This is a genomic window from Flavobacterium sp. KH_035 (assembly GCF_057839565.1).
Genome location: NZ_CM174492.1, coordinates 1,630,081 through 1,653,741 on the forward strand (window position 1 = coordinate 1,630,081; position 23,661 = coordinate 1,653,741).

The 23,661-nt window shown below is 33.9% G+C and carries 21 protein-coding genes; 6 read left to right on the forward strand and 15 right to left on the reverse strand.

The genetic code is table 11. The features are described 5' to 3' along the window. Window positions 1-84 precede the first annotated feature (84 nt). Together AC3IS6_RS07205 and AC3IS6_RS07210 are read left to right on the forward strand one after the other, a co-directional pair. The gene (locus tag AC3IS6_RS07205) at window positions 85-2,268 is read left to right on the forward strand and encodes a carboxy terminal-processing peptidase (protein ID WP_489164283.1); all 2,184 of its coding nucleotides are present in this window, start codon (window positions 85-87) and stop codon (window positions 2,266-2,268) included. A gap of 105 nt (window positions 2,269-2,373) precedes the next feature. Further along, window positions 2,374-3,156: a DNA/RNA non-specific endonuclease gene (locus tag AC3IS6_RS07210; RefSeq protein ID WP_489164284.1), complete on the forward strand. Its 783-nt coding sequence runs from the start codon at window positions 2,374-2,376 to the stop codon at window positions 3,154-3,156. Window positions 3,157-3,167: 11 nt separating this feature from the next. Here the strand turns inward: AC3IS6_RS07210 and AC3IS6_RS07215 are convergent, their stop codons facing one another. Continuing rightward, the gene (locus AC3IS6_RS07215) at window positions 3,168-4,691 is read right to left on the reverse strand and encodes an MFS transporter (protein WP_489164285.1); all 1,524 of its coding nucleotides are present in this window, start codon (window positions 4,689-4,691) and stop codon (window positions 3,168-3,170) included. A gap of 83 nt (window positions 4,692-4,774) precedes the next feature. Between AC3IS6_RS07215 and AC3IS6_RS07220 the strand changes: the two genes are divergently transcribed. Next, window positions 4,775-5,614 carry a helix-turn-helix domain-containing protein gene (locus tag AC3IS6_RS07220; RefSeq protein WP_489164286.1) on the forward strand — a complete coding sequence of 280 codons (840 nt, stop codon included), beginning with the start codon at window positions 4,775-4,777 and terminating at the stop codon, window positions 5,612-5,614. Window positions 5,615-5,702: 88 nt separating this feature from the next. Here AC3IS6_RS07220 and rpe read toward each other — a convergent pair whose 3' ends face one another. From rpe to AC3IS6_RS07290, 14 genes are all read right to left on the reverse strand, one after another. Further along, complete coding sequence (rpe, locus tag AC3IS6_RS07225) at window positions 5,703-6,365, reverse strand: ribulose-phosphate 3-epimerase (protein WP_489164287.1); 663 nt, start codon at window positions 6,363-6,365, stop codon at window positions 5,703-5,705. A gap of 346 nt (window positions 6,366-6,711) precedes the next feature. After that, complete coding sequence (locus AC3IS6_RS07230) at window positions 6,712-7,575, reverse strand: sigma-70 family RNA polymerase sigma factor (protein ID WP_007804760.1); 864 nt, start codon at window positions 7,573-7,575, stop codon at window positions 6,712-6,714. A gap of 122 nt (window positions 7,576-7,697) precedes the next feature. Further along, a complete protein-coding gene (locus AC3IS6_RS07235) occupies window positions 7,698-9,434 on the reverse strand; it encodes a hypothetical protein (protein WP_489164288.1) in 1,737 nt (578 codons plus the stop codon). Beyond that, window positions 9,422-10,648: a DUF4249 domain-containing protein gene (locus AC3IS6_RS07240; RefSeq protein WP_489164289.1), complete on the reverse strand. Its 1,227-nt coding sequence runs from the start codon at window positions 10,646-10,648 to the stop codon at window positions 9,422-9,424. Before AC3IS6_RS07240 ends, AC3IS6_RS07235 begins: the two co-directional genes overlap by 13 nt. A gap of 6 nt (window positions 10,649-10,654) precedes the next feature. Further along, window positions 10,655-13,390: a TonB-dependent receptor gene (locus tag AC3IS6_RS07245; protein ID WP_489164290.1), complete on the reverse strand. Its 2,736-nt coding sequence runs from the start codon at window positions 13,388-13,390 to the stop codon at window positions 10,655-10,657. A gap of 20 nt (window positions 13,391-13,410) precedes the next feature. Continuing rightward, complete coding sequence (locus AC3IS6_RS07250) at window positions 13,411-14,130, reverse strand: hypothetical protein (protein ID WP_489164291.1); 720 nt, start codon at window positions 14,128-14,130, stop codon at window positions 13,411-13,413. A 236-nt stretch (window positions 14,131-14,366) separates the two neighbouring features. After that, window positions 14,367-14,618, reverse strand: coding sequence for a hypothetical protein (locus AC3IS6_RS07255; protein WP_489164292.1), 252 nt, complete (start codon window positions 14,616-14,618; stop codon window positions 14,367-14,369). Between the two features lie 197 nt (window positions 14,619-14,815). Beyond that, entirely contained in the window at window positions 14,816-15,562 is a 747-nt protein-coding gene (locus AC3IS6_RS07260) for a LytR/AlgR family response regulator transcription factor (RefSeq protein WP_489164293.1), read from the reverse strand. Further along, window positions 15,555-17,102 (reverse strand): tetratricopeptide repeat-containing sensor histidine kinase, encoded by a 1,548-nt coding sequence (locus AC3IS6_RS07265; protein ID WP_489164294.1) that lies wholly within the window; start codon window positions 17,100-17,102, stop codon window positions 15,555-15,557. The genes AC3IS6_RS07260 and AC3IS6_RS07265 overlap by 8 nt, the downstream gene beginning before the upstream one ends. A gap of 285 nt (window positions 17,103-17,387) precedes the next feature. Continuing rightward, the gene (locus AC3IS6_RS07270) at window positions 17,388-17,780 is read right to left on the reverse strand and encodes a hypothetical protein (RefSeq protein ID WP_281923419.1); all 393 of its coding nucleotides are present in this window, start codon (window positions 17,778-17,780) and stop codon (window positions 17,388-17,390) included. A gap of 213 nt (window positions 17,781-17,993) precedes the next feature. Continuing rightward, complete coding sequence (locus AC3IS6_RS07275; protein WP_489164295.1) at window positions 17,994-20,129, reverse strand: polyribonucleotide nucleotidyltransferase; 2,136 nt, start codon at window positions 20,127-20,129, stop codon at window positions 17,994-17,996. A gap of 163 nt (window positions 20,130-20,292) precedes the next feature. Continuing rightward, complete coding sequence (gene rpsO, locus AC3IS6_RS07280) at window positions 20,293-20,559, reverse strand: 30S ribosomal protein S15 (protein ID WP_026983900.1); 267 nt, start codon at window positions 20,557-20,559, stop codon at window positions 20,293-20,295. Between the two features lie 87 nt (window positions 20,560-20,646). After that, window positions 20,647-21,600 (reverse strand): energy transducer TonB, encoded by a 954-nt coding sequence (locus AC3IS6_RS07285; protein WP_489164297.1) that lies wholly within the window; start codon window positions 21,598-21,600, stop codon window positions 20,647-20,649. Between the two features lie 39 nt (window positions 21,601-21,639). After that, on the reverse strand, window positions 21,640-22,095 hold the full coding sequence (locus AC3IS6_RS07290) for a GAF domain-containing protein (protein WP_489164298.1): 456 nt from the start codon (window positions 22,093-22,095) through the stop codon (window positions 21,640-21,642). Window positions 22,096-22,166: 71 nt separating this feature from the next. On the opposite strand from AC3IS6_RS07290, the gene xrtF reads away from it, so the two are divergent. From xrtF to AC3IS6_RS07305, 3 genes are read left to right on the forward strand one after another with little or no spacing between them, the layout of a single operon-like run. After that, window positions 22,167-22,703 (forward strand): exosortase family protein XrtF, encoded by a 537-nt coding sequence (xrtF, locus tag AC3IS6_RS07295; RefSeq protein ID WP_489164299.1) that lies wholly within the window; start codon window positions 22,167-22,169, stop codon window positions 22,701-22,703. Beyond that, entirely contained in the window at window positions 22,693-23,139 is a 447-nt protein-coding gene (locus AC3IS6_RS07300) for an exosortase F system-associated membrane protein (protein WP_489164300.1), read from the forward strand. The genes xrtF and AC3IS6_RS07300 overlap by 11 nt, the downstream gene beginning before the upstream one ends. Before the next feature lie 45 nt (window positions 23,140-23,184). After that, window positions 23,185-23,580, forward strand: a complete 396-nt coding sequence (locus tag AC3IS6_RS07305; RefSeq protein WP_489164301.1) for an HYC_CC_PP family protein — start codon at window positions 23,185-23,187, stop codon at window positions 23,578-23,580. Window positions 23,581-23,661: the final 81 nt, after the last annotated feature.

A 23,661-nucleotide genomic window follows, 5' to 3' on the forward strand; every position in this document is an offset into this window, starting at 1 on the left:
ACATTTTTATATCTTTAACAAAAAATTATAGCGGGCTTGGCTTTGTTGGCACAGTTTTTACCGTAACTTAGATTAAAAAATTTGATGAATGCTATTATTAAGTTTATGAAAAGAAATTATAAAATACTTATAGCCGTATTATGCTTGTCATTGACTTTGTTTGCTTTTAAGATAAATGCAGACAAATCAGTAGATCCGGACCCGAATAGAGATAAAACACTTTTGGAATTATTAGCATTTGTTATTGAAAAAGGGCACTACAGTCCGGCAGAAATAAATGACGAGTTTTCTAAAGGAATTTTTAAAGATTATATCGAAGCATTAGACCCTTCAAAAAGATTCTTTTTGCAATCTGATATTGATGAATTCAAACAATATGAGTTGCAATTAGACGATCAGTTTTTGAATAAAGATTTAACGTTTTTCAATCTTACCTATACAAGATTGATGAAACGAATGGAAGAAAGTAAAAAACGTTATAAGACTATTTTAGCGCAACCTTTCAACTACGATGTGGATGAAACTTTTAATGCGGATTACGATAAACTGCCGTACGCAAAAAATACAGCAGAGATTAACGAAAGATGGAGAAAACAAATTAAATTGTCTACCCTTTCTTCATTGGTAACCAAACAAAAGTTAGAAGAAGATAAAAAGAAAACAGATCCTAATTATAAGGAGAAAACTTTTGAAACTTTAGAAAAAGAAACTCGTGAAAGTTCATTAAAATCTTTAGACGACAACTTTAGTTTGATTAAAGATCTAAATAAGGAAGATTGGTTTTCGGTATATGTAAACTCAATCATGACCCGTTTTGATCCGCATACAAGTTATTTTGCACCGGAAGATAAAGACCGTTTTGATGTTAACATCAGTGGGAAATTAGAAGGTATTGGAGCAAGATTAACCAAGAAAAATGATTTTACTCAAATTGATGAGTTAATTTCCGGAGGTCCGGCTTGGAAAGGAAAACAGCTTGAAGCCGGAGATTTAATTTTGAAAGTTGCACAAGGAAACGAAGAACCTGTAGATGTTGTTGGAATGCGTTTGGATGATGTTGTGAAAAAAATTAAAGGACACAAAGGAACAGAGGTTAAACTTACAGTTAAGAAAGTAGACGGTTCTATTAAGATAATTTCTATCATCAGAGATGTAGTTGAAATTGAAGAAACTTACGCTAAATCGAGTATTGTAGAAAGAAACGGATTGAAATACGGTGTAATCTATTTACCTAAATTTTATATCGATTTTGAAAATAAAGACGGTCGTGATGCCGGGAAAGACATTGCTCTTGAAGTAGAAAGACTTAAAAAAGAAGATATAAACGGTATCGTACTTGATGTACGTGACGATGGAGGTGGATCTTTATCAACGGTGGTGGATATTGCCGGATTGTTTATTGAAGAAGGACCAATCGTTCAGGTAAAATCGGCAGGAAAAAAGAAAGAAGTACTATACGACAAAGATAAAAAAGTCGAGTGGGACGGTCCGTTAGTAATCATGGTAAACAGCTTCTCGGCTTCGGCTTCAGAAATTTTAGCTGCTGCAATTCAGGATTACAAACGTGGAGTGATCATTGGTAGTAAACAAACTTACGGAAAAGGAACAGTTCAAAATGTATTGGATCTAAATCAGTTTGTACGAAATGCAAATTATGGAGATCTGGGTGCTTTGAAAATTACAGGACAAAAGTTTTACAGAATCAATGGAGGTTCAACTCAGTTAGAAGGAGTTCATAGTGATGTGGTAATGCCGGATCGTTATGCTTACTTAAAAATGGGAGAGCGCGATATTGATAATGCGATGCCGTGGGATAAAATAGATCCTGCTGATTACAGTACATGGCATTCGAATGGAAATTTCAACAAAGCAATTGAAAGCAGTAGAAATAGAATTGCTCAAAATGCGCAATTTAAATTAATTGAAGACAATGCAAAATGGATTGATGTTAAGAATAAAGAGAATACTTATAGCTTAAACATCAAAAGTTTCAAAGCCACTCAGGAGCAGGTAGAAAATGAAGGTAAAAAATACAAACCAATTTCTGATTATAAAAACAGTCTGGTTTTTAAATCATTGCCTTACGAAGAGCTTGAAATGAAAAGCGATGCAACACTAAAAGAAAAAAGAGATGCCTGGCATCAGGCACTATCGAAAGATGTTTATGTTGAAGAAGCATTGAATGTTTTAGATGATTTACAAGTTAAAAGTGTGGTAAAAAATACCAACACCACTAAAATCAAAAGAGATAAATTAGTAAAATCTTAGTTTTTTAAAGGATTAATTTGTTAAGAAAACGCTCCAAAAAGTATATTTTTTGGAGCGTTTTTTTGTAATTTAACAGGCTTCTTAGCAACTAAATATTGAAGAAAAATGAAAAACTATATCGTTTGGGGTGTATTGGGATTGGTATTGTTTTCGTGTAAAAAAGAAAGCAACGAAAGTGAAAAATTGCCTCAGCAACAGCAGGCTCCGTTTGTTGCAAACCAAAGCAGTACAGACTCTATATTTACAGTTGCGTATTTGCCAACTTCTACCACCAGACAAATCGTAAAGCACAAATACTACACCCTGTCCTACAATGAAAAGTTTGAACAGGCAGAGTGGGTTGCTTATGAATTAAAGAAAGAATATTTAAAAAATGCCGACTATAAACGCCCATATTTCATTGAAGATCCAAAAGTAACAACGGGCTCTGCCGATTGGAGGAATTATAAAAAATCGGGTTACGATAAAGGGCATCTTTGCCCGGCCGGAGATATGGAGTTTAATGAGAGTGCTTATAACGATACATTTTATACCTCAAACATTTCGCCTCAGGATCATGATTTCAATAGCGGAATCTGGAATAGATTGGAACAAAAAACACGTTACTGGGCTGAAAAGCACAACGATATTTATATTGTGACAGGCGGAGTTTTGAAAGATTCGGATAAAAAAATAGGAACAGAAAAGGTCGCTGTTCCTAAATATTTTTATAAAATCATTTTAACTAAAACCGGAAAAGAGCATAAGGTAATCGCTTTTTTGGTCCCGAATAAGGATAGCGATAAGTCACTTTATGATTTTGTAGTTCCGATTGAAACTCTTGAGAAAATGACCGGAATTGATTTCTTTCCGAATGTGAAGAATCTACAAAATAGTAAAGATTTCTAATTCATCGAAAATTAGATGTGATTTGTTGGTTTTCTCGGATTAAATAACGTGAAACTCATAAAAGCTAAAATCCAAACGCCAATTCCTCCATACAATAAAACCATCTCAAAGCCATAGGAAAGAGCTGAGCGCAAAATAGATGGTGAAAAATCTAATGTATGGTATTGATTATGAAAAGAAAAATTCCCTACAGCTATTTTTTCTGCAATAGAATGTAATGTTTTTTGATCTGCAGTTCTTGAAAAAGTAGTTTTTAAATAAGAGAAAATTCCGTTTACCAGAATAAAGCCCATCAAGGCAATATTAATAGACAAAGTGATTAATCTGGCACTCATGTCTATTCCTGATGCCATGCCGGAACGGTTTGCGGAAACTGAGCCTGTAGTGGTATTAGTAACCGGTGTGTTTGTTAGTCCTAATCCAATTCCTGCAAGTAATGATCCGGGAAGCATGGTGAGCCAGCTAGCATCTTCTGCACTACAGCCATATTTCATCAGGATAAAACCCAGCCCTATAACAAACAAACCTAGGGGAATTACAATTCCAGAACGAAATCTGGAAGAGAGATATTCTGCAAAAGGAGGAATAACCAATGTTGGCAGCGTATAGGCGAGTAGAGAAAGACCAACAGCTACAACATCGTAGTTCAGATAGCTTTGGAAATAAATAGGTAAATAAATTATAAATGGCCAAAAACTAAAATTCATACCTATAGAACCTAGAATGGCACCAGAAAATTCACGTATTTCAAATACCGAAAAATCAAACATCGGATAAGGATTTGTTTTTTCGATCCCAATAAATGTAACAAAGCTTAGTATTGCAATTGCTATAACGCCCAAAGCAGTAGAACTTGTAAAACCAAGATCTGGTCCCTGTGTAATAAAGTAAGTTAACCCAAAAACGGCAACAGATAAGGTAATCATACCCCAAAGGTCCATTTTTTTTGCATCAGGATCTTTAGATTCATCTACATAACCGTAAACAAGAATCGCAGCAAGAATGGCTATTGGAAAATGTATTAAAAATATCCATTTCCAGGATAATATGGCCAGTATCGTCCCGCCAATTATAGGGCCAAAACCTAATCCGATACCAAGAATAATTCCCCAGAGACTAAAAGCCCTGCTACGTTCTTTGCCTGCCTGAAATTGATGTGATAATGTGGCAACCTGGCAGATCAGCATTGCGCCGCCACTTATTCCCTGAAAGAAACGACTTATTATTAATAAAATTACGTTTTGTGCGAGACCGCAAATTAAGGACGAGATCCCAAATAAAATAATAGTAATTATAAGAATCCGTTTTCGTCCGTATCGATCTGCCAGCGTTCCGGCAGCCATTAAAACAGTGGTACAGCCTATGGTGTAGATATTCATAATCCATTGCATGTCTTTGAGGTTGGCACTCAGTACTTTTTCAAGCGTTGGTAATAGAACGGGCACACTTGAAATTTCAAGAGAAAACATTAAATTGGCGAGACAGATGGCAATCAATACGATATTGTTTTTACTGGAATAGAATTTTTGTTTCATTTTGTTTTTAATTTTTAGTAAAAATAAACTGAGTGCAGTTGTTTTTTCGGTACAATTAATGGTTAAAGGAGTACTTTTGCAGTATGAGAAAAGAAAATATGCATCAATCAGTTGAAGTGATTTATAAAAGGGTCGATCAATGTCCGTTGGTCAATTCGCAGTTAAGTTTTTTTCAGATGGTATATGTTATTTCTGGGTCTGGTTTTCTCCATATTAATGGAAATGCAATTTCGTATCTGACCGGAAATTTAATGTTACTAACACCAAATGATTACTATAGATTTGATATTATTACTACAACAGAGTTTTTACTGGTGAAGCTTAACAGTGAATATGCAAAAGAATATAAATCAAAAAGTATCGATCATATCGAATGCTTATTTCATTATGCATCACATTTATCAGGCTGTATTTTGAACCGAAAAGCCGATGAATATCTTGTTAAATCTATAGTAGAATCACTAGTATATACGATGGATAATACAGATATTTATGATGAAGATTTAATCATTCACTATGTAAATGCGCTTGTTGTCATTGCCGCCCGAAACATTGCGAAAATAAAACCATTAGGGATAAAAGAGAGTGCTGATAAAAGAATTTTAGAAATTATTAATTACATCCAGGAGAATATCTTCTTTCCTCAAAAAATAAAAGTGTCGGTAATAGCGGGGAAATTTGATATATCAGATACTTATTTGGGAAGTTATTTTAAGAACCATTGTGGAGAGACGATTCAGTCTTTTGTCTCAAACTATAAAATCCGATTGATAGAACATCGGTTAAGTTTTAGTGATATGAGGATTAATGAGATTGTAGATGAATTTGGTTTTTCTGATGAAAGTCATCTTAATAAATTTTTTAAAAAGCATAGAAACATTAGTTTAACAGGATATAGAAAAGCTAAGGCTTTATTGAATTGATCTTTTTGCTCAAAAATTTATTTTTAGAATTGACATAAAAAAACCGACAGGTTTTAAAATCTGCCGGTTTGTTATTTTTTTTAAGTCTTTAAAAACTAGTCAAAGCTTTTAATTCTGCAATAGTCTGAGTTGGATTTTCGGCTTTAAAGACAAAGCTTCCGGCAACCAGAACATCAGCACCGGCCTCTACTAATTGTTTTGCATTTTTACTGGTTACGCCACCATCAATTTCAATAATTGTAGAAGCATTTTTACGTGTGATTAAGGCTTTTAACTTCTCTACTTTAGCATAAGTATTTTCGATGAATGATTGACCTCCAAAACCAGGATTTACACTCATAATACATATTAAGTCAATATCGTTGATTACATCTTCTAATAAATCAATATTAGTGTGTGGGTTAATTGCAACTCCTGCTTTCATTCCTTCGGCTTTAATAGCCTGAAGTGTTCTATGCAAATGGGTACAGGCTTCATAATGTACGCTTAAGATATTTGCGCCCAAGTCGGCAAAAGTTTTGATGTATCGATCCGGGTCAACAATCATCAAATGTACATCTATAGTTTTTTTTGCATGTCTTGAAATCGCTTCTAAAACCGGCATTCCGAAAGAAATATTCGGAACAAAAACTCCGTCCATAATATCAATATGAAACCAGTCGGCCTGACTGTTATTGATCATTTCGATATCACGTTGTAAATTAGCGAAATCAGCTGCAAGAACAGAAGGAGCAATAAGTGTATTCTTCATTGTGTAGTTGTATGTTGTGTTATTTTTTGCAAAGATAAATTTTTTAATTGCAAAGTTCACAAGGATTAGCGCAAAGTTCTTTTATGAAGATGATTAACTGCAAAAGCAGCAAAGAATATGGATTAAATTAGATGAAAATCGTCCTTTGAGGTTAAACAATATTTTTCGAAATATGATATAATAAAAAACTCCGGTAATCAGCCGGAGTTTCAATCATCAATCAAAAAACGAACAGTCAATCAAACTGTTGTTTGCTTTCGGGTCCAATATAGGCAGTTTTGCAATAAATTCCAAATTCCAACAAAATTATCGGAATTTGGAATTACTATAGTTGGAACTATGGATATTATCCAAGATAAGTTTTTAAGATTTTACTTCTGGAAGTATGTTTTAATCTACGGATTGCTTTTTCTTTAATCTGACGAACACGCTCACGAGTTAAGTCGAAAGTTTCTCCAATTTCTTCTAAAGTCATTGGGTGTTGATCGCCAAGACCAAAATACAAACGAACAACATCAGCCTCTCTTGGAGTTAATGTTTCTAATGAACGCTCAATTTCAGTACGTAGCGATTCGTGAATTAGTTCTCTGTCCGGGTTTGGAGATTCTCCTGAACGTAAAACGTCGTAAAGGTTAGAATCTTCACCTTCAACAAGAGGTGCATCCATTGATAAGTGACGACCTGAGTTTTTCATAGACTCTTTTACGTCATTTACGGTCATGTCAAGTTCTTTTGCAATTTCTTCAGCAGAAGGTGGACGCTCGTTAGATTGCTCTAATAAAGCATACATTTTGTTGATTTTATTGATAGAACCGATTTTGTTTAATGGTAAACGAACAATACGAGATTGTTCTGCCAAAGCTTGAAGGATCGATTGACGAATCCACCATACAGCGTAAGAGATGAATTTGAAACCACGAGTTTCATCAAAACGTTGAGCCGCTTTAATTAAACCTAAGTTTCCTTCATTTATTAAGTCAGGAAGAGTTAATCCTTGATTTTGATATTGTTTAGCTACCGATACAACGAAACGTAGGTTAGCTTTTGTTAATTTTTCTAATGCTCTTTGATCACCGGCTTTTATTCTTTGTGCTAATTCTACCTCTTCATCGGCGGTAATTAGGTCAACTTTTCCAATTTCTTGTAGGTATTTGTCTAATGATGCAGTTTCACGATTGGTTACCTGCTTGGTGATTTTAAGTTGTCTCATGTTTTTTGTCTCCTCAATTTTTAAGTGTACAAGTAGTTATACGTAAGAAGTTGAAAAAAGGTTACAATTACTTTAAATTATTTTTAAAATTAATTGGTTTGTCTTCTTTAACTTGCTTACCTCTAATTTGAAACGGATTCTTTTACGATTATAGTTTCTTTTATAAAAACAGGTTTTCCTGTAGCAGAAAATCCTTCCAGTGTTATTTCAAATTTACCGGATACATCTGAGGTATAAAATTGTGTTTTTGAATTAGCATCACTTAAATCAACGTTGGAAATCCATAAAAGCTGATGTCTGTAATCAGGAATCCTTTCATTTTTATTGCTGGTATAATCAGGTTTAAAATATTCTTTTTTAGGCTGAGGCCTTAAAAGTTCAGGGCGTATAATAAAACTGCCTTTCAGTTTGGTTTCATAATCACCGTTTTTAGTGGTAAAAGAGACGACACCGTTAAAAGATTTAGCGCCATAGTAATAAATTCCTTTTACCACGTTTACTTTATAGATGTTTTTAGGGCTGTAATGAAAAAACTCGTTCAGGTCTTCTATAATCAGCCCATCTACTACTATTAGAGTAGGTAAGGCAGATTCATAGTTAGGATCGTAGTCGTAAACGTGAATGGCATAGGTGTTTTTGTCTTTTGAAAAATAAACACCGTTTACCACTTCGGTAATGGTTTCTTCCATGGTTGGAAATCGGGTAAAGGCATCCAGTTTAAACTCTTTTGATAATTTGTTGTAAAAAGGAATAGTGTCAGTAGAAGCTACTGTGCTGTCTTTTTTAACGTTATAATAAGCGTTTTCTATTTGAGTGGAAATCAATCTTTCGGAAATGTTTTGTTTGAATTCTGAATTGAACTGAAATTCCGGAAAGTTTAAATTCGAAAAATTAATATTTTTAGGTTTGTCCATTTCAATAGTATAATCCTGTTTGTTGTCCTCCAGAATTTGAATGACTACATTTGAATTTGAATTTGGTTTTTCGAGATTGAAAACAAAATTTCCTTCATTGTCAGTTTTTGCAAGCTTTAAAATAGAATTTTTGCCTACTATTGAAAGGGCGACTTTTTTATTTTTAGTTTCTGCGTTACTGGATTTTATTTTCCCTGAAATGATTTCACCTCGTAATTCTGGTAATATAAAATTAGGATTCTTTATTTTTGTTTCAATATTTTTAGCGGCAGTATTTGCAGCAATTTCCTCAAAATTTGTTTTCCTTTGGGCTGTAAAACCATCCGCTTTTCGTACCGAAAGAACATAATTGCCCTTTGTAAACTCATCAGAATTGGTGTTGATTTGTAACTCTGCTAAATCCCTGTTTTTATAGGTTTTGTTTTTTAAATCAAACGAGATGTTTGTATTTGTTATGCTTTCTGTTGAAACCGTTTCTTTTTGAGAAATGGCATTTATGGGCTTGTCTTTATAAGGGTTTAAGATGTAAATGTCAAGGTTAAAGTATTCGGCAGCATCTTTGTTCAACATCCAGTTGGTGTATCCTATTATCTTGTAGTTTCCGGTTTCCAGAGTTGTCGGAATGAAAAAATCACTACTGGCAGTTCCATCTTCAAGAAATAATTTATGAGTAAGAATTGTTGTTTTATTTTTGTCGATCAACTGTAAGTAAGCAATTTTACTATATTTCGATGTTTCGTTTGTTGTTTTATTGATGCAAAAAATTTTGTAGAATAAAGATTCCCCCGTTAGATATGAATTGGAGTTTGTGCTTATGTAAATGGACTCGTTTAGTTTTTTGTCTATTTCGTTCAGCTCAGTTGTAGCATTGTTTTTTTGAGCAAACGAAATTTGCTGAAAACTCATTGCTAAAGCTACGATGGTTATATATTTTAGTCTATCCAAAATGATGGTTTTATGTTTGATGAAAATGAAGTGCAATCTCCGCATTCTACGGGATACAATAAGTACTTTGGACTTTCGTCAGGAAAATAAACTCTAATCCCTGAGTTAAGCAGGTCCAGGACTACATTGCCCTGACATTCTGTTGAAGCACCGAAGCAGTAATTGTAATAAAATTCGTCAGCTTCGTTTTCGGGAATAGGGTAAGGACAATTGTATTGGTATTTAGGAAGAGGTTCCATAGGAAAAAGGTCTTTGTAATTAAAAAAGAGCCTTTTTTCGGAGTAAGAACACACATTGAAAAAACCAATCACTTTCTCACCGGGATTGTCAACAGGATTTATGTTTCCGTAAAAAAATCCAGGCTGGGTTTGCGACAGAATGCTTCCTATGTCGGATATATCTTTTAGTGTTTCATAAAATGTATGAGCAGCAAGATTTTGAACATATTGTTTGACTAAGATGCTATATCTGTTTCTGATGATCGGGTCTGTGCTGCTAATGAATTTGACAGGGAAATTAGTGACTTTATCTTCGCTTAACTGATTGGTATTGGTTAGGATTAATTCATTCGATTTCTTGTCTGAATAACAAGTTCTAACTTCTGTTGTTCTGTCTACAAAGACAACTTGTCCTTTGGGATTTGACCCTGGAGGGAAAAAAACAGCAACGGCTTTTTTCGAATAAGCTTTAGGTGCAATAATCTTATAGGTTTCGTCGTATTCGTATCTGTAATATCGGGATTTATTTGTTGGATCATTACTGCTTACAGTAATTTCAACACCTAATACACCTTTTTTTGTTACTGCTGTTGCTTCTAATTTTTCAATTTGAGTTTGTTGTGGTAGTTTCTCTTCATTCGAGACGTAGCTTCTTCCGTTTTTTGTAAGGATGTGTAATTGATAGGCTCTGTCGGGACTGGCCTGAAACGGATTCAGGGAAACATACGCTTCATTTTTTTCCTGAAAATCGTACTTATTACCCAGATCATCTGTTACATATACCACAGCTTTACTTTCAAAGATTGGTTTCTTGCTTTCAAGTTTATAGGTTCGGGATAATTTAATCTGCTGATTTTTTAATTCGTTCGTAATAGTTGCTTCTATTACAAGAGCATCTTCAAATCCATTGGTTTGATAGGAGTATGGTGTCGTACATCCAACTACCATCGAGAGGAGTATCGTTATAAGAAATCCAGAGAGTAAGATCTTTTTCATAACTTTTTAAAATTTAAAATTATAAGTAATTGTTGGTATCGGAACAGAAAAAATAGAGGTTTGGTAGGCTTTTACCTGTCCTTCTTTTGTTACGAAAAAGATAGAATAAGGATTGTTTCGCCCTAAAACATTGTAAATTGAAATGTTCCAGAAACTGTGTGCTAATTTTTTTATTTTATGGTTACCCTCAATATTTATCCCAATGTCTAATCTGTAATAGTCCGGTATTCTGTATTTATTTCGATCGCTGTACAGTGTATATTCGGCACCGTTATAATTATACTTTCCGATAGGATAGGTTATGGGTCTTCCGGTTTGATATACAAAATTCGAAGAAAAGCTATAACGGTGTGTAAATTTGTAATTCATTACAATGCTTACGTCATGCGGTTTGTCAAAGTTAGTTGGAAAATACGCCCCGTTGTTTACCTTTTCATCGTTAAATTGACTGTCCAGTTTTATAAAAGTTCTGGAATAGGTGTAACCAATCCAGCCGTTAAGCCTTCCGATTGATTTTTTTAGTAAAAACTCTACACCGTAAGCTTTCCCATTGCCTTGAAGTAATTCGGTTTCAAGATCTTTGTTTAAGAGTAAGTTTGCTCCAACTTTGTAATCCAGTATATTTTTAGAAGTTTTGTAATATCCTTCCAGACTTAACTCGATATCTTTATAATCCAGTTTCTTAAAAATACCCAGAGAGTATTGTAATCCACTTTGAGGTTTAACATTCAAATCAGATAATTTCCAGGTATCGGTAGGCGACTGGGTAGTGTTATTGGTTAATAAATGAATGTACTGATAGTTTTTATCAAAACCGGCCTTTGCAAATAAGCTTTCATCAAATATATAACGTAAAGCAACTCTGGGTTCAAAACCTCCGTAAGTGGTGATTACTTTATTATTGCCATACGTTTTTTCTTCTACAACCGTTGAAGGAGTCATGGGTACACCCTCCTGGTAAATTTTCTGAGTAGATGCTCCTAAAGCGGCATATAAAGAATATCGTGCTCCAACGTCTAATAACAGCTTTTCGGTAATTTTAAATTTATCAGAGAAAAACAAAGCTGACTCCAGTCCTTTTTCATCATCAACTTTTATAGGATTTACGATTGAAGATTCTCCATTTGGATTGAGTTCGCCGGGACTAACTTTGTATAATTTGCTTGATATTCCATAAGTGAATTTATGCTTACTACTAACTTCGCTATTGAATTTAAGGCTTGCCTGAGTTTCGTTTATTTTGTATTTGAAAATGAACGATTCAGGATTAACAGACTCATAGTCGATACTGAATTTGTATTCACTATTGGAAACATTAAGTTCGCTGCTGTTTTTCTCGTTGAAAGCGTGTTTCCATTTTAAAGAAATAAGACGGTTGCTATATTGGTACAACGAGTCAGGGGTAATGCTGTACTTGTCTTTGCTGTAGTATGCGGTACCTTCAACAGAATTGTTTTTGTTTATTTTGTGACTGTATTTTGCAAATAAATCATAAAAAGAAGCCTGGCTGTCTTTTAGGTTTTCATCGTCTAAAGTCTTCAGTATCCAGTCAGAGTAAGTGGCTCTGCCGCCTACTAATAAACTTGCTTTACCTTTTACAACCGGAATTGAAGCGGTAAGATTACTCGTAACCGGACCAATACCTCCTTCTCCTGAAAATTTCTCTGTGTTTCCGTTTTTAGAAGTAATATCAAAAACAGACGATAATCGCCCACCAAATTCTGAAGGGATACCTCCTTTGTAAATGTCAACCTTGTTGATAGTATAAGGATTAAGGGAGGAGAAAAAACCAAAAAGGTGAGAAGGATTGTAGATCGTTCCGTTATCCAGTAGCATCAGGTTTTGATCTTCTTTTCCTCCTCTAACATTAAAACCTGAGGAACCTTCTCCGGCAGTTTTAATTCCGGGAATGGTTAGTGCAATTTTTAAAACATCTCTTTCTCCAAGAACCAAAGGAACCGTTTTTACACCTTCGGCTTCAATGGTGGTAACTCCTGTTATGGCAGTTCTTATGTTCTGACTGTTTTTTCCTTTTACGACTACCTCTTTTAATTGGTTTATTTTCTCGATTAGAGAGAAATCCAGAGTACCATCGCTGTAGATCATTATTTTTCGGGTCGTATTATTATATAATATCGACTCGATTTCGATTGTTGCCAATCCAACAGGTAGTTTTAGGCTATAAAATCCCTGTGCATTTGTAATGGTTGTTGCCGCAGTGTTTTTTGCTTTTACCGTTATGTCTGCTAAAGGTTTTTCGCTTTTTAGATCGGTGATATGGCCTGAAATGGTGTAGAAATCCGTATCAGACTCGATGGTTTCCTTTCCAATTAATGCAATAGGAGCGGTTTGGCCTGTTTTGTTTTTCGTAACAGAATCGTATTGTTGAAAAAAGATCGGGATATTAACGGTCCTGACTTTATCATTTTGAAATTTGTCGTAGATGATACTGTTCTTCGTTAAGATGACTTTGTTCTTGGTGATAAAGAAATTAAGCTCAGTATCTTCAAAAACTTTGTTTAATACCTCTTGTAATGTTTTATTGGAGTAATCTCCGGATATTAAGACGTTATTATCGATCCATTCATTTTGAAAGTAGAATTTGTAGTTTGTAGAAGCTTCTATTTTTTTTAAAACTTCAACTCGATTGATGTTGCTGTAATTGATGTTAATTTTTTGATCTTGCGAATAGATTAATTGATTAAAACCGAAAAATAATAAAAAAAGGGTAAGTATTCTCATTTGGATAATTGCTACGGATTTTAGTTATTTATGTACTTCAGGAGGTTTTTCATAAATAGTGCAGCATCTTCCTTCTTTAAATTTCTATACATAAGATAAAAATCATTTATTTTCCTTTTATTATCCTGAAACAGCGTTGTGATTTCCTTTTTATCATTTATAGGATAGAATGTATTTTGCTTTAAGACAATAAATTCATGTTTGGGAGCATAATCTATTAAATCAACTTCGGCTTTGTTGATTTTTTTCTTTTCTTTAGAGTGCTTTATGTAAAGAATTATATTATTTCCTACCGGAACTTCTTCGTAATATCCCTTTCTAAAACTGGCTGAATTTGGAGCTTTAAGGTTGACAAATTTTTCATTGCCTATCGTAAAGGAATTGATGTTTTCGGTAAAAAGATTAACTTTAGTGGTGTTTGACTCTCCGTACGGTTTTATAACCAGTTCATCGCTGTAAGTATCGTAATTTAATAATAAATCAAAATAATTTTGATTATTATAGTTCATACTTCCTTTTTTGAAATCTTCGGAAATATAATAACGATTTTGATTGTTGATTGTTTTGTCGAAGTTTAAATGAGCTGGCCCGTTTTCAAATTCTAGTGATTCTACACCCAGGTTTTTGTCAAACCAGTTGTATACTGAGATTTCATTGTTTGTTTGTCCGTAAATGATGTATGCATTTAAGAATAAGACAAATAAAATTAGATAGTGGTTTTTTATTTGATTTTTCTTCAAAGGATTGGTTGTTTTGATTTTTTGGTTTATAGCTTCTCAAAAATATCAAAAAAATGTTAATAAGCGCAGTGTTTTTGTTAAATAATAATGATGTTGATGTTTTTTGACTTAAAAAGTGAATAATTTTATGAGATGTAGATGCAATCTGAGATATGTTTGGTCTAAAAATAAAAAAACACCCTGACTTAAAAGATTAAGCAGTAGTGTTTCATTAAAAAAGGGGCAAAAAATATTTTTTAGTCTGAAAAATCGTCTGAGGTGTCTAAAATGTCATCAAAGATTTTTTTAAGAGATTTTATATAGACTGGAAAAGCAAGAGCTAATAATAGATATTCTATTCTGAAAACTGTGATGTCGTCGAGAATTTTGTATAAACAAGGAATGATGAATAGAAGAGAGACAGTTACGCCAACCCAGGGGTTGTTTTTTATTTTTTTTAATATTGGTAAAGGCTTCATGTCTGATGGTCTGTTTAATTCAATTCTCATTTATGTTTTATGATTTGGGTTTCTTGGGGTAAAAGTAATTTTGATTTCCGGGAAGGAAATTAAAAATGTCACGAAAGCTGAATTTTCTGTCATGAAATCTTTCGGAACCTCTGTGTATAGGGATATTTCTTTTAAAACAAAAAAATCCTCCCGGATAGAGAGGATTTGTGGAGTCGTTATTTTTTGAACTATTGTTGTTATGACAAAATGTTCATTTTTTTTATAAAATCTTTATAGGTATCACTCAGGTTTATTTTGTGATCGCCTTTTAAAATAATGAGATTATCGGCTAGAATAATTTCCTCTATTTTATTAGTGTTTACAATGGTGTTTCGATGTGTTTTGATGAAACGGTTCTTGTCTAACAAATTACTGATTTTTGTCAATGAGATCAGAATTACAAATTTTTCTTTCTCGGTAATGATGTTGCAATAGCGTTCTTCTACATCAATATATAGAATATCATTAAGGGCTACTTTTTTTAAAGAGTTTTTCTTCTTTATAAATAAATAGTCATTGCTAATCACGGTATCTTGTTCTTCATTCTGAAAAACATTGGTTTGGGCATAAAACTTTTCTACAGCCATTTCTATGGCATAAAGAATTTCCAGTTCGTTAAAAGGTTTCAGTAAAAAACTGAAAGGTTTTGTAAGTTTGGCTCGTTCAAAAATCTGGCGGTCTTGTGAACTGGTTAAAAATACAAATGGTTTAGAAGCGTTTGGAATAATGTTGATTGATTCGGCAAACGTAATTCCTTCGGGTTTTCCGTCTAAAAAGACATCAATAATAATGATGTCTATCGTATTTTCGTAAAAAAGTTTCAGTGCATCTGTAAAATTGGTTGCAACTCCTACAATATTATAATTGTTTTGACGCAGCACCCGGCAAAGATCTTCGCTTTGCTCGGGGGTATCTTCTATAATTAGAACATGAATATTATCCATTGGTTATTGTTTTTGGGAAAGTCAAAATCATTTTAGTTCCTATATTGAGCTCGCTTTCTATGGCTAATGTTCCGCCATTTTTTCTGATCATTTGTTTGCACAGCTGCAAACCTAAACCGGTACCTATAATTTCAGAATTATTTTTTTTGGCGAGTAAAGAAGTATTATCGGTAAGTAATTCTTTAATGGTTTCCGGGCTCATTCCGATTCCGTTGTCCTCAAGGATCAGGTCACAAAAATCAGGATTGGTTTCCCGAGTGTAAAAGCTTATTTTGCCTTCTTCATTCGAAAATTTAATCGCATTGTCTAATAAATTACGAAGTATAATTTTTAACGAATCGAGGTCTACGAAGATAAAATTATTTTTTGAAACTAAATTCTCAAAAGTAATGGCTTTGTCCAGTAGCAAAGGTTTGTAGTTGTATTCGATTTGCTGGACGATAGAATACAAGTGAACGGATTCTTGGTGAAAGTACAATTGTTTGGTTTGCAACATGGCCCAATGCAGTAAATTGTCCAATAAGCTATAGGCACCGCTTGCAATAGTACTGTTTTGAATAATGAGCTGATTCAATTCATCATAATTCTTGGTTTCCAGTGTTGCCGATAACTTCGCGTTACTTGTTTTGAGCGCATTTACCGACGAGCGCAGATCATGGCTTACAATAGAGAACAATTGATCTTTGGTAGCGTTTAATTGATCGAGTTTGTTTTTTTGAAGCAATATGATTTTGCCGTTTTTTACTTTTTGAGCATAGAGATATACTCCCGCCGTTAAGATTAATAATAAGCCAATGGCGGCAAAAAAGAAACCGTTACGTTGGGTATTTTTAAGTCTATTCTCTACTTCAAGTACTTTTATTTGTTTTTGCTTTTGGGCTACAGCGAATTTTTTTTCATAGTCAGCGACTGCCCAGACTTTATTTTGGTTGTTGAGAGAGTCTTTCCATTGATCGTATTCTTTTCGATATTGAATTGCTTTCTTGAAATTGCCTCTGTTTTCTTCAATCATTCCCATGTTAAAAGCTGCGGTTAATTTCTGGTCAAAATCGTTTATTTTTTTTGATAGATTATAAGCTTTTTCAAAATAGGCAATTGCTTCTTTGTCCTTGTATTGTTCATAATATAGATTAGCAATGTTTTGATATAGTCGCACAAGAGAGAGAGGGGCGTTTTCTTTTTCTTTTAATTCTTTACTCTTTAGTAGGTATTCTTCGCTTTTGGTGAATAGATTGAGATGCAGGTAACAAAGTCCAATATTTTCATATACGGCACTTATTCTGTAGTCATTCTGTTTGGTTTTAAGTGCTACTTTTTCTACTTCTGAGAGGTAATAAATGGCTTTTTTGAATTCTTTTAATTCTATTGAGATTTGGCCTAATGCTTTGTTTACTAAAGGATAGAAAGTAAATTGTTTTGAAATTAGGTTCATTTCATATTTGGATTCGTCAAAGAGCTTTAATTCTCTAAATGAGTCTCCGCGAAGATAATGACAATAATCTGATAGTTCCTCATTTTCTCCTATGTTCAGTTGTCTCATGGAATAAACTAAAGTGGAATCCCATTTTTTGAGTAAAAAAAAATGTTGAGCTTTATTAAAGTTGGTTTCGTGTCGGAACTGAATTGCTTTTTTTTTAAGTACTTCGTGAAATGAAGATGTCCTTGTTTGTGCTTTCGTTGATAAAGTGATGAAAAATAAATACAGAACCGAAATAAAGATAATTCTTAGTTTGTACATCTTGAAACTGTATTAGTTTTGTTTAATAAAAAAATAGAAAGGAATGATTAGTTAGTTGTTTTAATCATTCCTTTTCCTTGATAGGGTTTAATTATCTACAGTAGTTCTTGTTCCTCTAGAGGTTTCAGGGTCTAAATTTCTTAAGTAAGATGTGACGCTCTTAATATTGTTAACTGTATCGGAGATATAATCCACTTCAACATACCAAACATCATAAGTATCTGGTGTGCTTTCGTCCCAGTCATAATCAAAATAGATTTCGATATTGGTATCATTTTCTATTAGTGTACGAACTGATGGTGGGGCTGAATCTTGAGAGTTGATGTAAACGGTAGCACATATTTTTAAAGTAAGTACACCTTGATTTCTGTAAAGTTGTGCTGAGGCTAGAGGTGGGACAGGGAAAGTAAGACTGCTTTGGTCAGAAAAGACAAAATCTTGCTCGTTAATTTTTGTGATTTGGGTAACGTTAAAGTACATAATTGTGTTTTAAGGATTATTAATTTGTTTTTTTGGTGTGTTAAAGATATTTTATTTTCTCGTATAAATGTAAGGTTTGTCGTGTTTTTTTGTGATTATTCGGGTATTTGAGGAGATATTTAGTGAAAAAATGCAGTAAAAACGAAAAACCCCAATTCAAAATACATGAATTGGGGTTTTCTATGAATAAACCTTTAGTAAACTAAGATCTGATTACTCTTTTTTCTCCTCACGTGGAGGTCTTTGTAAAAGTGCTTTTCTTGACACTTTTTCTTTTTTAGTTTTAGGATCCACACCTAAGTATTTCACTTGGAATACATCGCCCATGTTTACAACATCGGTAACATTTTCAGTGCGTTCCCATGCTAATTCAGAAACGTGTAATAAAACTTCGTTTCCTGGTGCAGCAGTATATTCTACTACAGCTCCAAAATCTAACATTTTAATTACTTTTACTTCGTAAGCTTCTCCCATTTGCGGTTTGAAAGTGATTGACTTGATTTTTGCCAATACTGCTTCAATTCCGGCAGGATCTGTACCTAAGATTTCAATCACACCTTGTTCGTCAACTTCGTTGATTACAATAGTAGTTCCTGTAGCTTTTTGTAATTCCTGAATTACTTTTCCACCAGGTCCGATCAATGCTCCAATAAAGTTTCCAGGAATAGTTCTGGTGATGATTTTTGGTGCATGTGCTTTTACGTCAGCTCTTGGAGTTGCAATTGTTTCAGTTAATTTACCCAGAATGTGTAAACGTCCTTCACGTGCTTGTCCTAAAGCTTGTTCCATAATGTCATAACGTAAACCATCAATTTTGATGTCCATTTGACAAGCAGTAATGCCATCAGCAGTTCCGGTTACTTTAAAGTCCATATCTCCTAAGTGATCTTCATCACCTAAAATGTCTGACAATACAGCAAATTTCTCACCGTCAGTAATTAATCCCATAGCAATTCCTGAAACCGGTTTTGTCATTTGAACTCCAGCATCCATTAAAGCCATAGTTCCTGCACAAACGGTTGCCATAGAAGAAGAACCGTTAGATTCTAATACTTCAGAAACAATACGAATGGTATACGGACAATCAGCAGGGATCATGTTTTTTAAAGCTCTTTGAGCTAAGTTACCGTGACCTACTTCTCTTCTTGAAGTTCCTCTTAGAGGTTTTGCTTCACCAGTTGAGAAAGGAGGGAAGTTGTAGTGTAAATAGAATTTCTCTTCACCTTGTTCAGATGGAGAGTCAATTTGATTTGCTTCTCTTGAAGTTCCAAGAGTTACAGTTGCCAATGCCTGAGTTTCTCCACGTGTAAACAATGAAGATCCGTGAACTCTTGGTAAATAATCAGTTTCACACCAGATTGGTCTGATATCTGTTGTTTTTCTACCGTCTAAACGAACGCCTAATTCCAACACTACGTTACGAACAGCTTCTTTGTTTGTTTTATAGAAATATTTAGAAACTAAATCTCCGTCAGCAGCCAATTCTTCTTCTGTAAATAAAGCTTTTACTTCTTCTTTTACTTCAGCAAATGCAGCGCTTCTTTCGTGTTTAGCCGAACCAACTTTTGCAATAGCATAGATTTTATCGTATGCTGCAGCTTTTACTTTTTTATAGATTTCTTCGTTTTCTTTCTCACCTTCGTAAGTACGAATTTCTTTTTTACCAAAAGCAGCTTGCAAACGCAATTGCGCCTGGATTTGTACTTTAATAGCTTCGTGAGCAAACTTAATAGCTTCTACCATTTCAGCTTCTGAAATTTCTTTCATCTCACCTTCAACCATAGCAACAGAATCTAATGAAGCGCCAATCATCATATCGATGTCAGATTTTTCTAATTCTACTCTGCTTGGGTTGATTACGAATTTTCCATCGATACGTGCAACACGTACTTCAGAAATTAAGTTATAAAAAGGGATATCTGAAACAGCTAATGCTGCAGATGCCGCTAAACCAGCTAAAGCGTCCGGCATAACCTCTTCGTCATGAGACATCAATTGAATCATAACCTGAGTTTCAGCATGGTAATCATCTGGGAAAAGTGGACGTAAAACACGGTCAACTAATCTCATTGTCAATACTTCGTTATCACTTGGACGAGCTTCTCTCTTAAAGAAACCACCCGGAAAACGACCTGCTGCTGCAAATTTTTCGCGGTAATCTACCGTTAATGGTAAAAAATCAACGCCTGGGTTAGAAGTGCGAGCTGAAACTGCTGTCGCAAGAATCATGGTATCGCCCATTCTTACTACTACAGAACCGTCTGCTTGTTTAGCTAAACGCCCTGTCTCGATTGTGATGCTTCTGCCATCACCTAAATCGATCTTTTCTACAAATAATTGTGGAATCATAATTTTTCCTTATTGGTTATACAATGGGTTTTAGTTGTGTTGTAGTTGTTGTTGTGTGTAGTTATTGTTCTAAAACCCAATGAAAAACCAAACTTTTTTTCTTATAAAATGCTTGTAATGTAAAAACAAAAAGAGGCACTCTCGCACCTCTTTTCTATATTGATTATTTTCTGATATTCAATACTTTGATAATCTCACGATATCTGTTGATCTCTTTCTTTTTCAAGTAGTCCAACAAAGCTCTTCTTTTACCTACTAATAGTACAAGTGAACGCTCAGTGTTGTAATCGTGACGATTTTTTTTCAAGTGTTCAGTTAAGTGTGAAATTCTGTAAGTGAACAATGCGATTTGACCTTCTGCGCTTCCAGTGTTTGTTGCAGCACCGTGTTGTGCGAAAATCTCTTCCTTTTTTTCTTTAGTTAAATACATTCCAATATTATTTAATGATTTTTATGTATGTCGTACAACTTTTGTAAGACGGTGCAAAATTAGAACTTTTTTTTGGAAAAACGAATTTTATAACCCATTTTTTACAATTGTAATAGGTATTGAGTAAAGGGCTCGTGACGGAATACCTCTTTCTATACCCGGAATCCACTTCTCGGCACCGGCAATTACCGCTATTGCGCTTTCGTCCAGGCCGTAACCAAGTCCTTTTAAAATTCGGGGATTTACCAAATTCCCTTCTGCATCTACAATAAAACTAAGGTAAATCTTCCCGGATACCTTATTTCTTGCCTCAACTGGAATGACCATATTACGGCTAAAGTATCTGTAGAATGAATCAATGCCTTTTTTAGGAACCGGCCTTTCACTTATGGTTTTATAGTGATGTTCAACGTTTAAAGAATCAATACTCGTTCCGGAGATTAATTTGCCGTTTTCATAATTTTCTGTAAAGGTGTATTTGCGTTTTAGGTTTTTACCTTTCCACTCACCATCGGGAAAACCATCTTTTATTATGCCGTTTTGTTCCAATTGATTGCTCGTGTCTTCGACTTTACCATTTCCGTTGATTACAGTTTGTTCTTTATTAAGAGTCCAGTAATTGTTAACTTTAAGTTGAACTTCTCCCTTTTTAGTTTCAAAATAGTCAAGCTCTGATTTTAAATTTCCGTTTTCATACCAATTGAACTCCCGGCCTGTTTTTTTTCTTTTTGAATATGTGACAGACAGTTTTTTATTGCCATTCTCATAATAGTAAAGAATTGGACCTTCTTCTTGTAGAATATCTCTGTCAGATGTTGCACCAATTGTTTTTAGTTTTTTAGACTTGAAATACTCTTTAAAAACATAGGTTTTTTGATTGGAGTAATATCCTTCAATAACTCTTATGTATTTATAGTTGTCAGGAGTGCTCTCTATCCAGGTCGAATCGAGGTAAATTACTTTGTCTTTTGAAGTAGGAGCTTGAGCAAACAATTTTGTTGAAATTGTCAAGAAAAAGAAGAGATGTAAAATCAGTTTCATAGAATTTGATAAAATTAAAATCACGTAAAAGTGCTATTTTTAGTATAGTTTAGCAACTTCCTGATTTACGAATTCTAAAAATCTCTCATCGGCTTCTGTAAAAGGATCAATTACATGGCTGTCGATATCGATTTGGCCAATATTTACACCCTCAACAAATAAGGGAACTACTATTTCTGATTTTACAGTAAAGCTACATGCAATATAATTGTCCTGAGCCGCAACATCCGGTACTACAAAATTGGCATTACTTTCTGCTACCTGACCGCAAATTCCTTTACCAAAAGGAATAACAGTATGATCTGTTTCTGCTCCCACATACGGGCCTAAATGCAGGGTTTTGTTCTCGTGATTGGCAAAATAAAAACCAACCCAGTTATAGTATTCAATATTTTCGTTTAGTAACTGGCAGATTGCTAATAATTTTTCGTTTCTAACTAATGCCGAATCAGAAACAATAGCGCTTATTTTTGGTTGTAATTCTTGAAATGTCATGATGTTAAAATTTTATACAAAAGTATTTAAAGCTAAACTCAAAAAATACATAAATTTGAAAAAAAAATCCGTTGAAAAAATATTTAGTACAGTTTAAGCCCTTTCTGATTTTTATAAGCACTTTTTTTGCGGCTTATATTGTACTAACCCTGTTGTATAAGTTCTATTTGAACGGTTTTGGGGCAAATGAAGTAGATGGAATAACCAATGTTGTGGGACGAAATGTAGAACAATTGATGCAGACATTTAATTGTGATATCAAAATTCACAAGAGTCTCACAGATTCTTGGTTGGAGGTGTGGTATAATAGACACTATTCTGTTCGAATCGTTGAAGGCTGCAATGCTGTAAGCGTTATGATTTTGTTTGTTGCTTTTGTGCTGGCGTTTTCCGGAAAATTTAAAGCCACATTGTTGTTTATACTATTTGGAATTTTTGCTATTTATGTTTTAAATGTTGCCAGAATTGCACTATTGGTGGTTTTACTATTTCATTTTCACGAGTACAATCATTTTTTACATGGGACTTTGTTTCCTTTAATTATTTACGGTTTCGTTTTTCTTTTGTGGATTATTTGGGTAAACAAATTTTCGAAGTATGCTAAATAAAATCCTCGATCACAAATTGAAGTTAATAATTGCGATTGTAATCGTATTGTGTTTTGCCGTTATTAGAGCTTTTGAAAATCAGCTTTTTTATGATCCTTTTCTGAGTTATTTTGACGGGAATTTTAAAGACTTGCCATTTCCGGAAGTAAAAACGTTTACTCTTTTTTTGAATCTTTTGCTGCGGTATGTATTGAATACTTTTCTGTCTCTGATATTGATCTATACCTTGTTTCAGGATCGTGACATGTTTAAATTCAGTTTGTTTTTATATGTGTTTTTTGCCGTGATACTTATGGGGATGTTTTTTGTTATTCTCGAATGTTTTCCAGACTGGAATTGGCTTCTTTTTTATGTACGACGATTTATTATTCAGCCCATATTTGTACTGTTATTTATTCCTGCGTTTTATTATCAGCAACAAAATTTAAAAAAATAACACTTTATACAGTCTTTTTTGGAGTCTTTTAAATAATTTTGCAGTATGAAACTAAAAAAGTGCACGGGATTATTTTTAGCCTTCCTACTGTTGGTCTCCAATATTGGGTTTGCTTTTGATGTGCACTATTGCGGAGGTGAGATTGCTTCCGTTTCGTTAAACACAACAGCTGCAGCTTCTGAAAAGAATTGTTGTGGAGTCTCTGAAAAAAAATCATCTTGCTGTAAAGACAAAGTAGTTCATTTTGAGAAAAAATCGGACAATGCTACTCTTAAGATTTTCTTTTTTCAGTTTGCTTTTCTTCCGGTGACTCAGGAATATAAGTCAATTGCTTTTCTTGCAATTCCAAAATTCAAAAGCAGCCAGGTTGCTTCGTATTATTCTGATGCAAATGCACCTCCCTTATTTAAATTATACCATCAGTACATCTTTTATTCCTGATTTTAATGTTTAGAATCAAGTCGTTTTGACTTGTGCTATGTTGTTTTGTTATTTCTTTTTTTTGAGAAATTTTGATAAAAA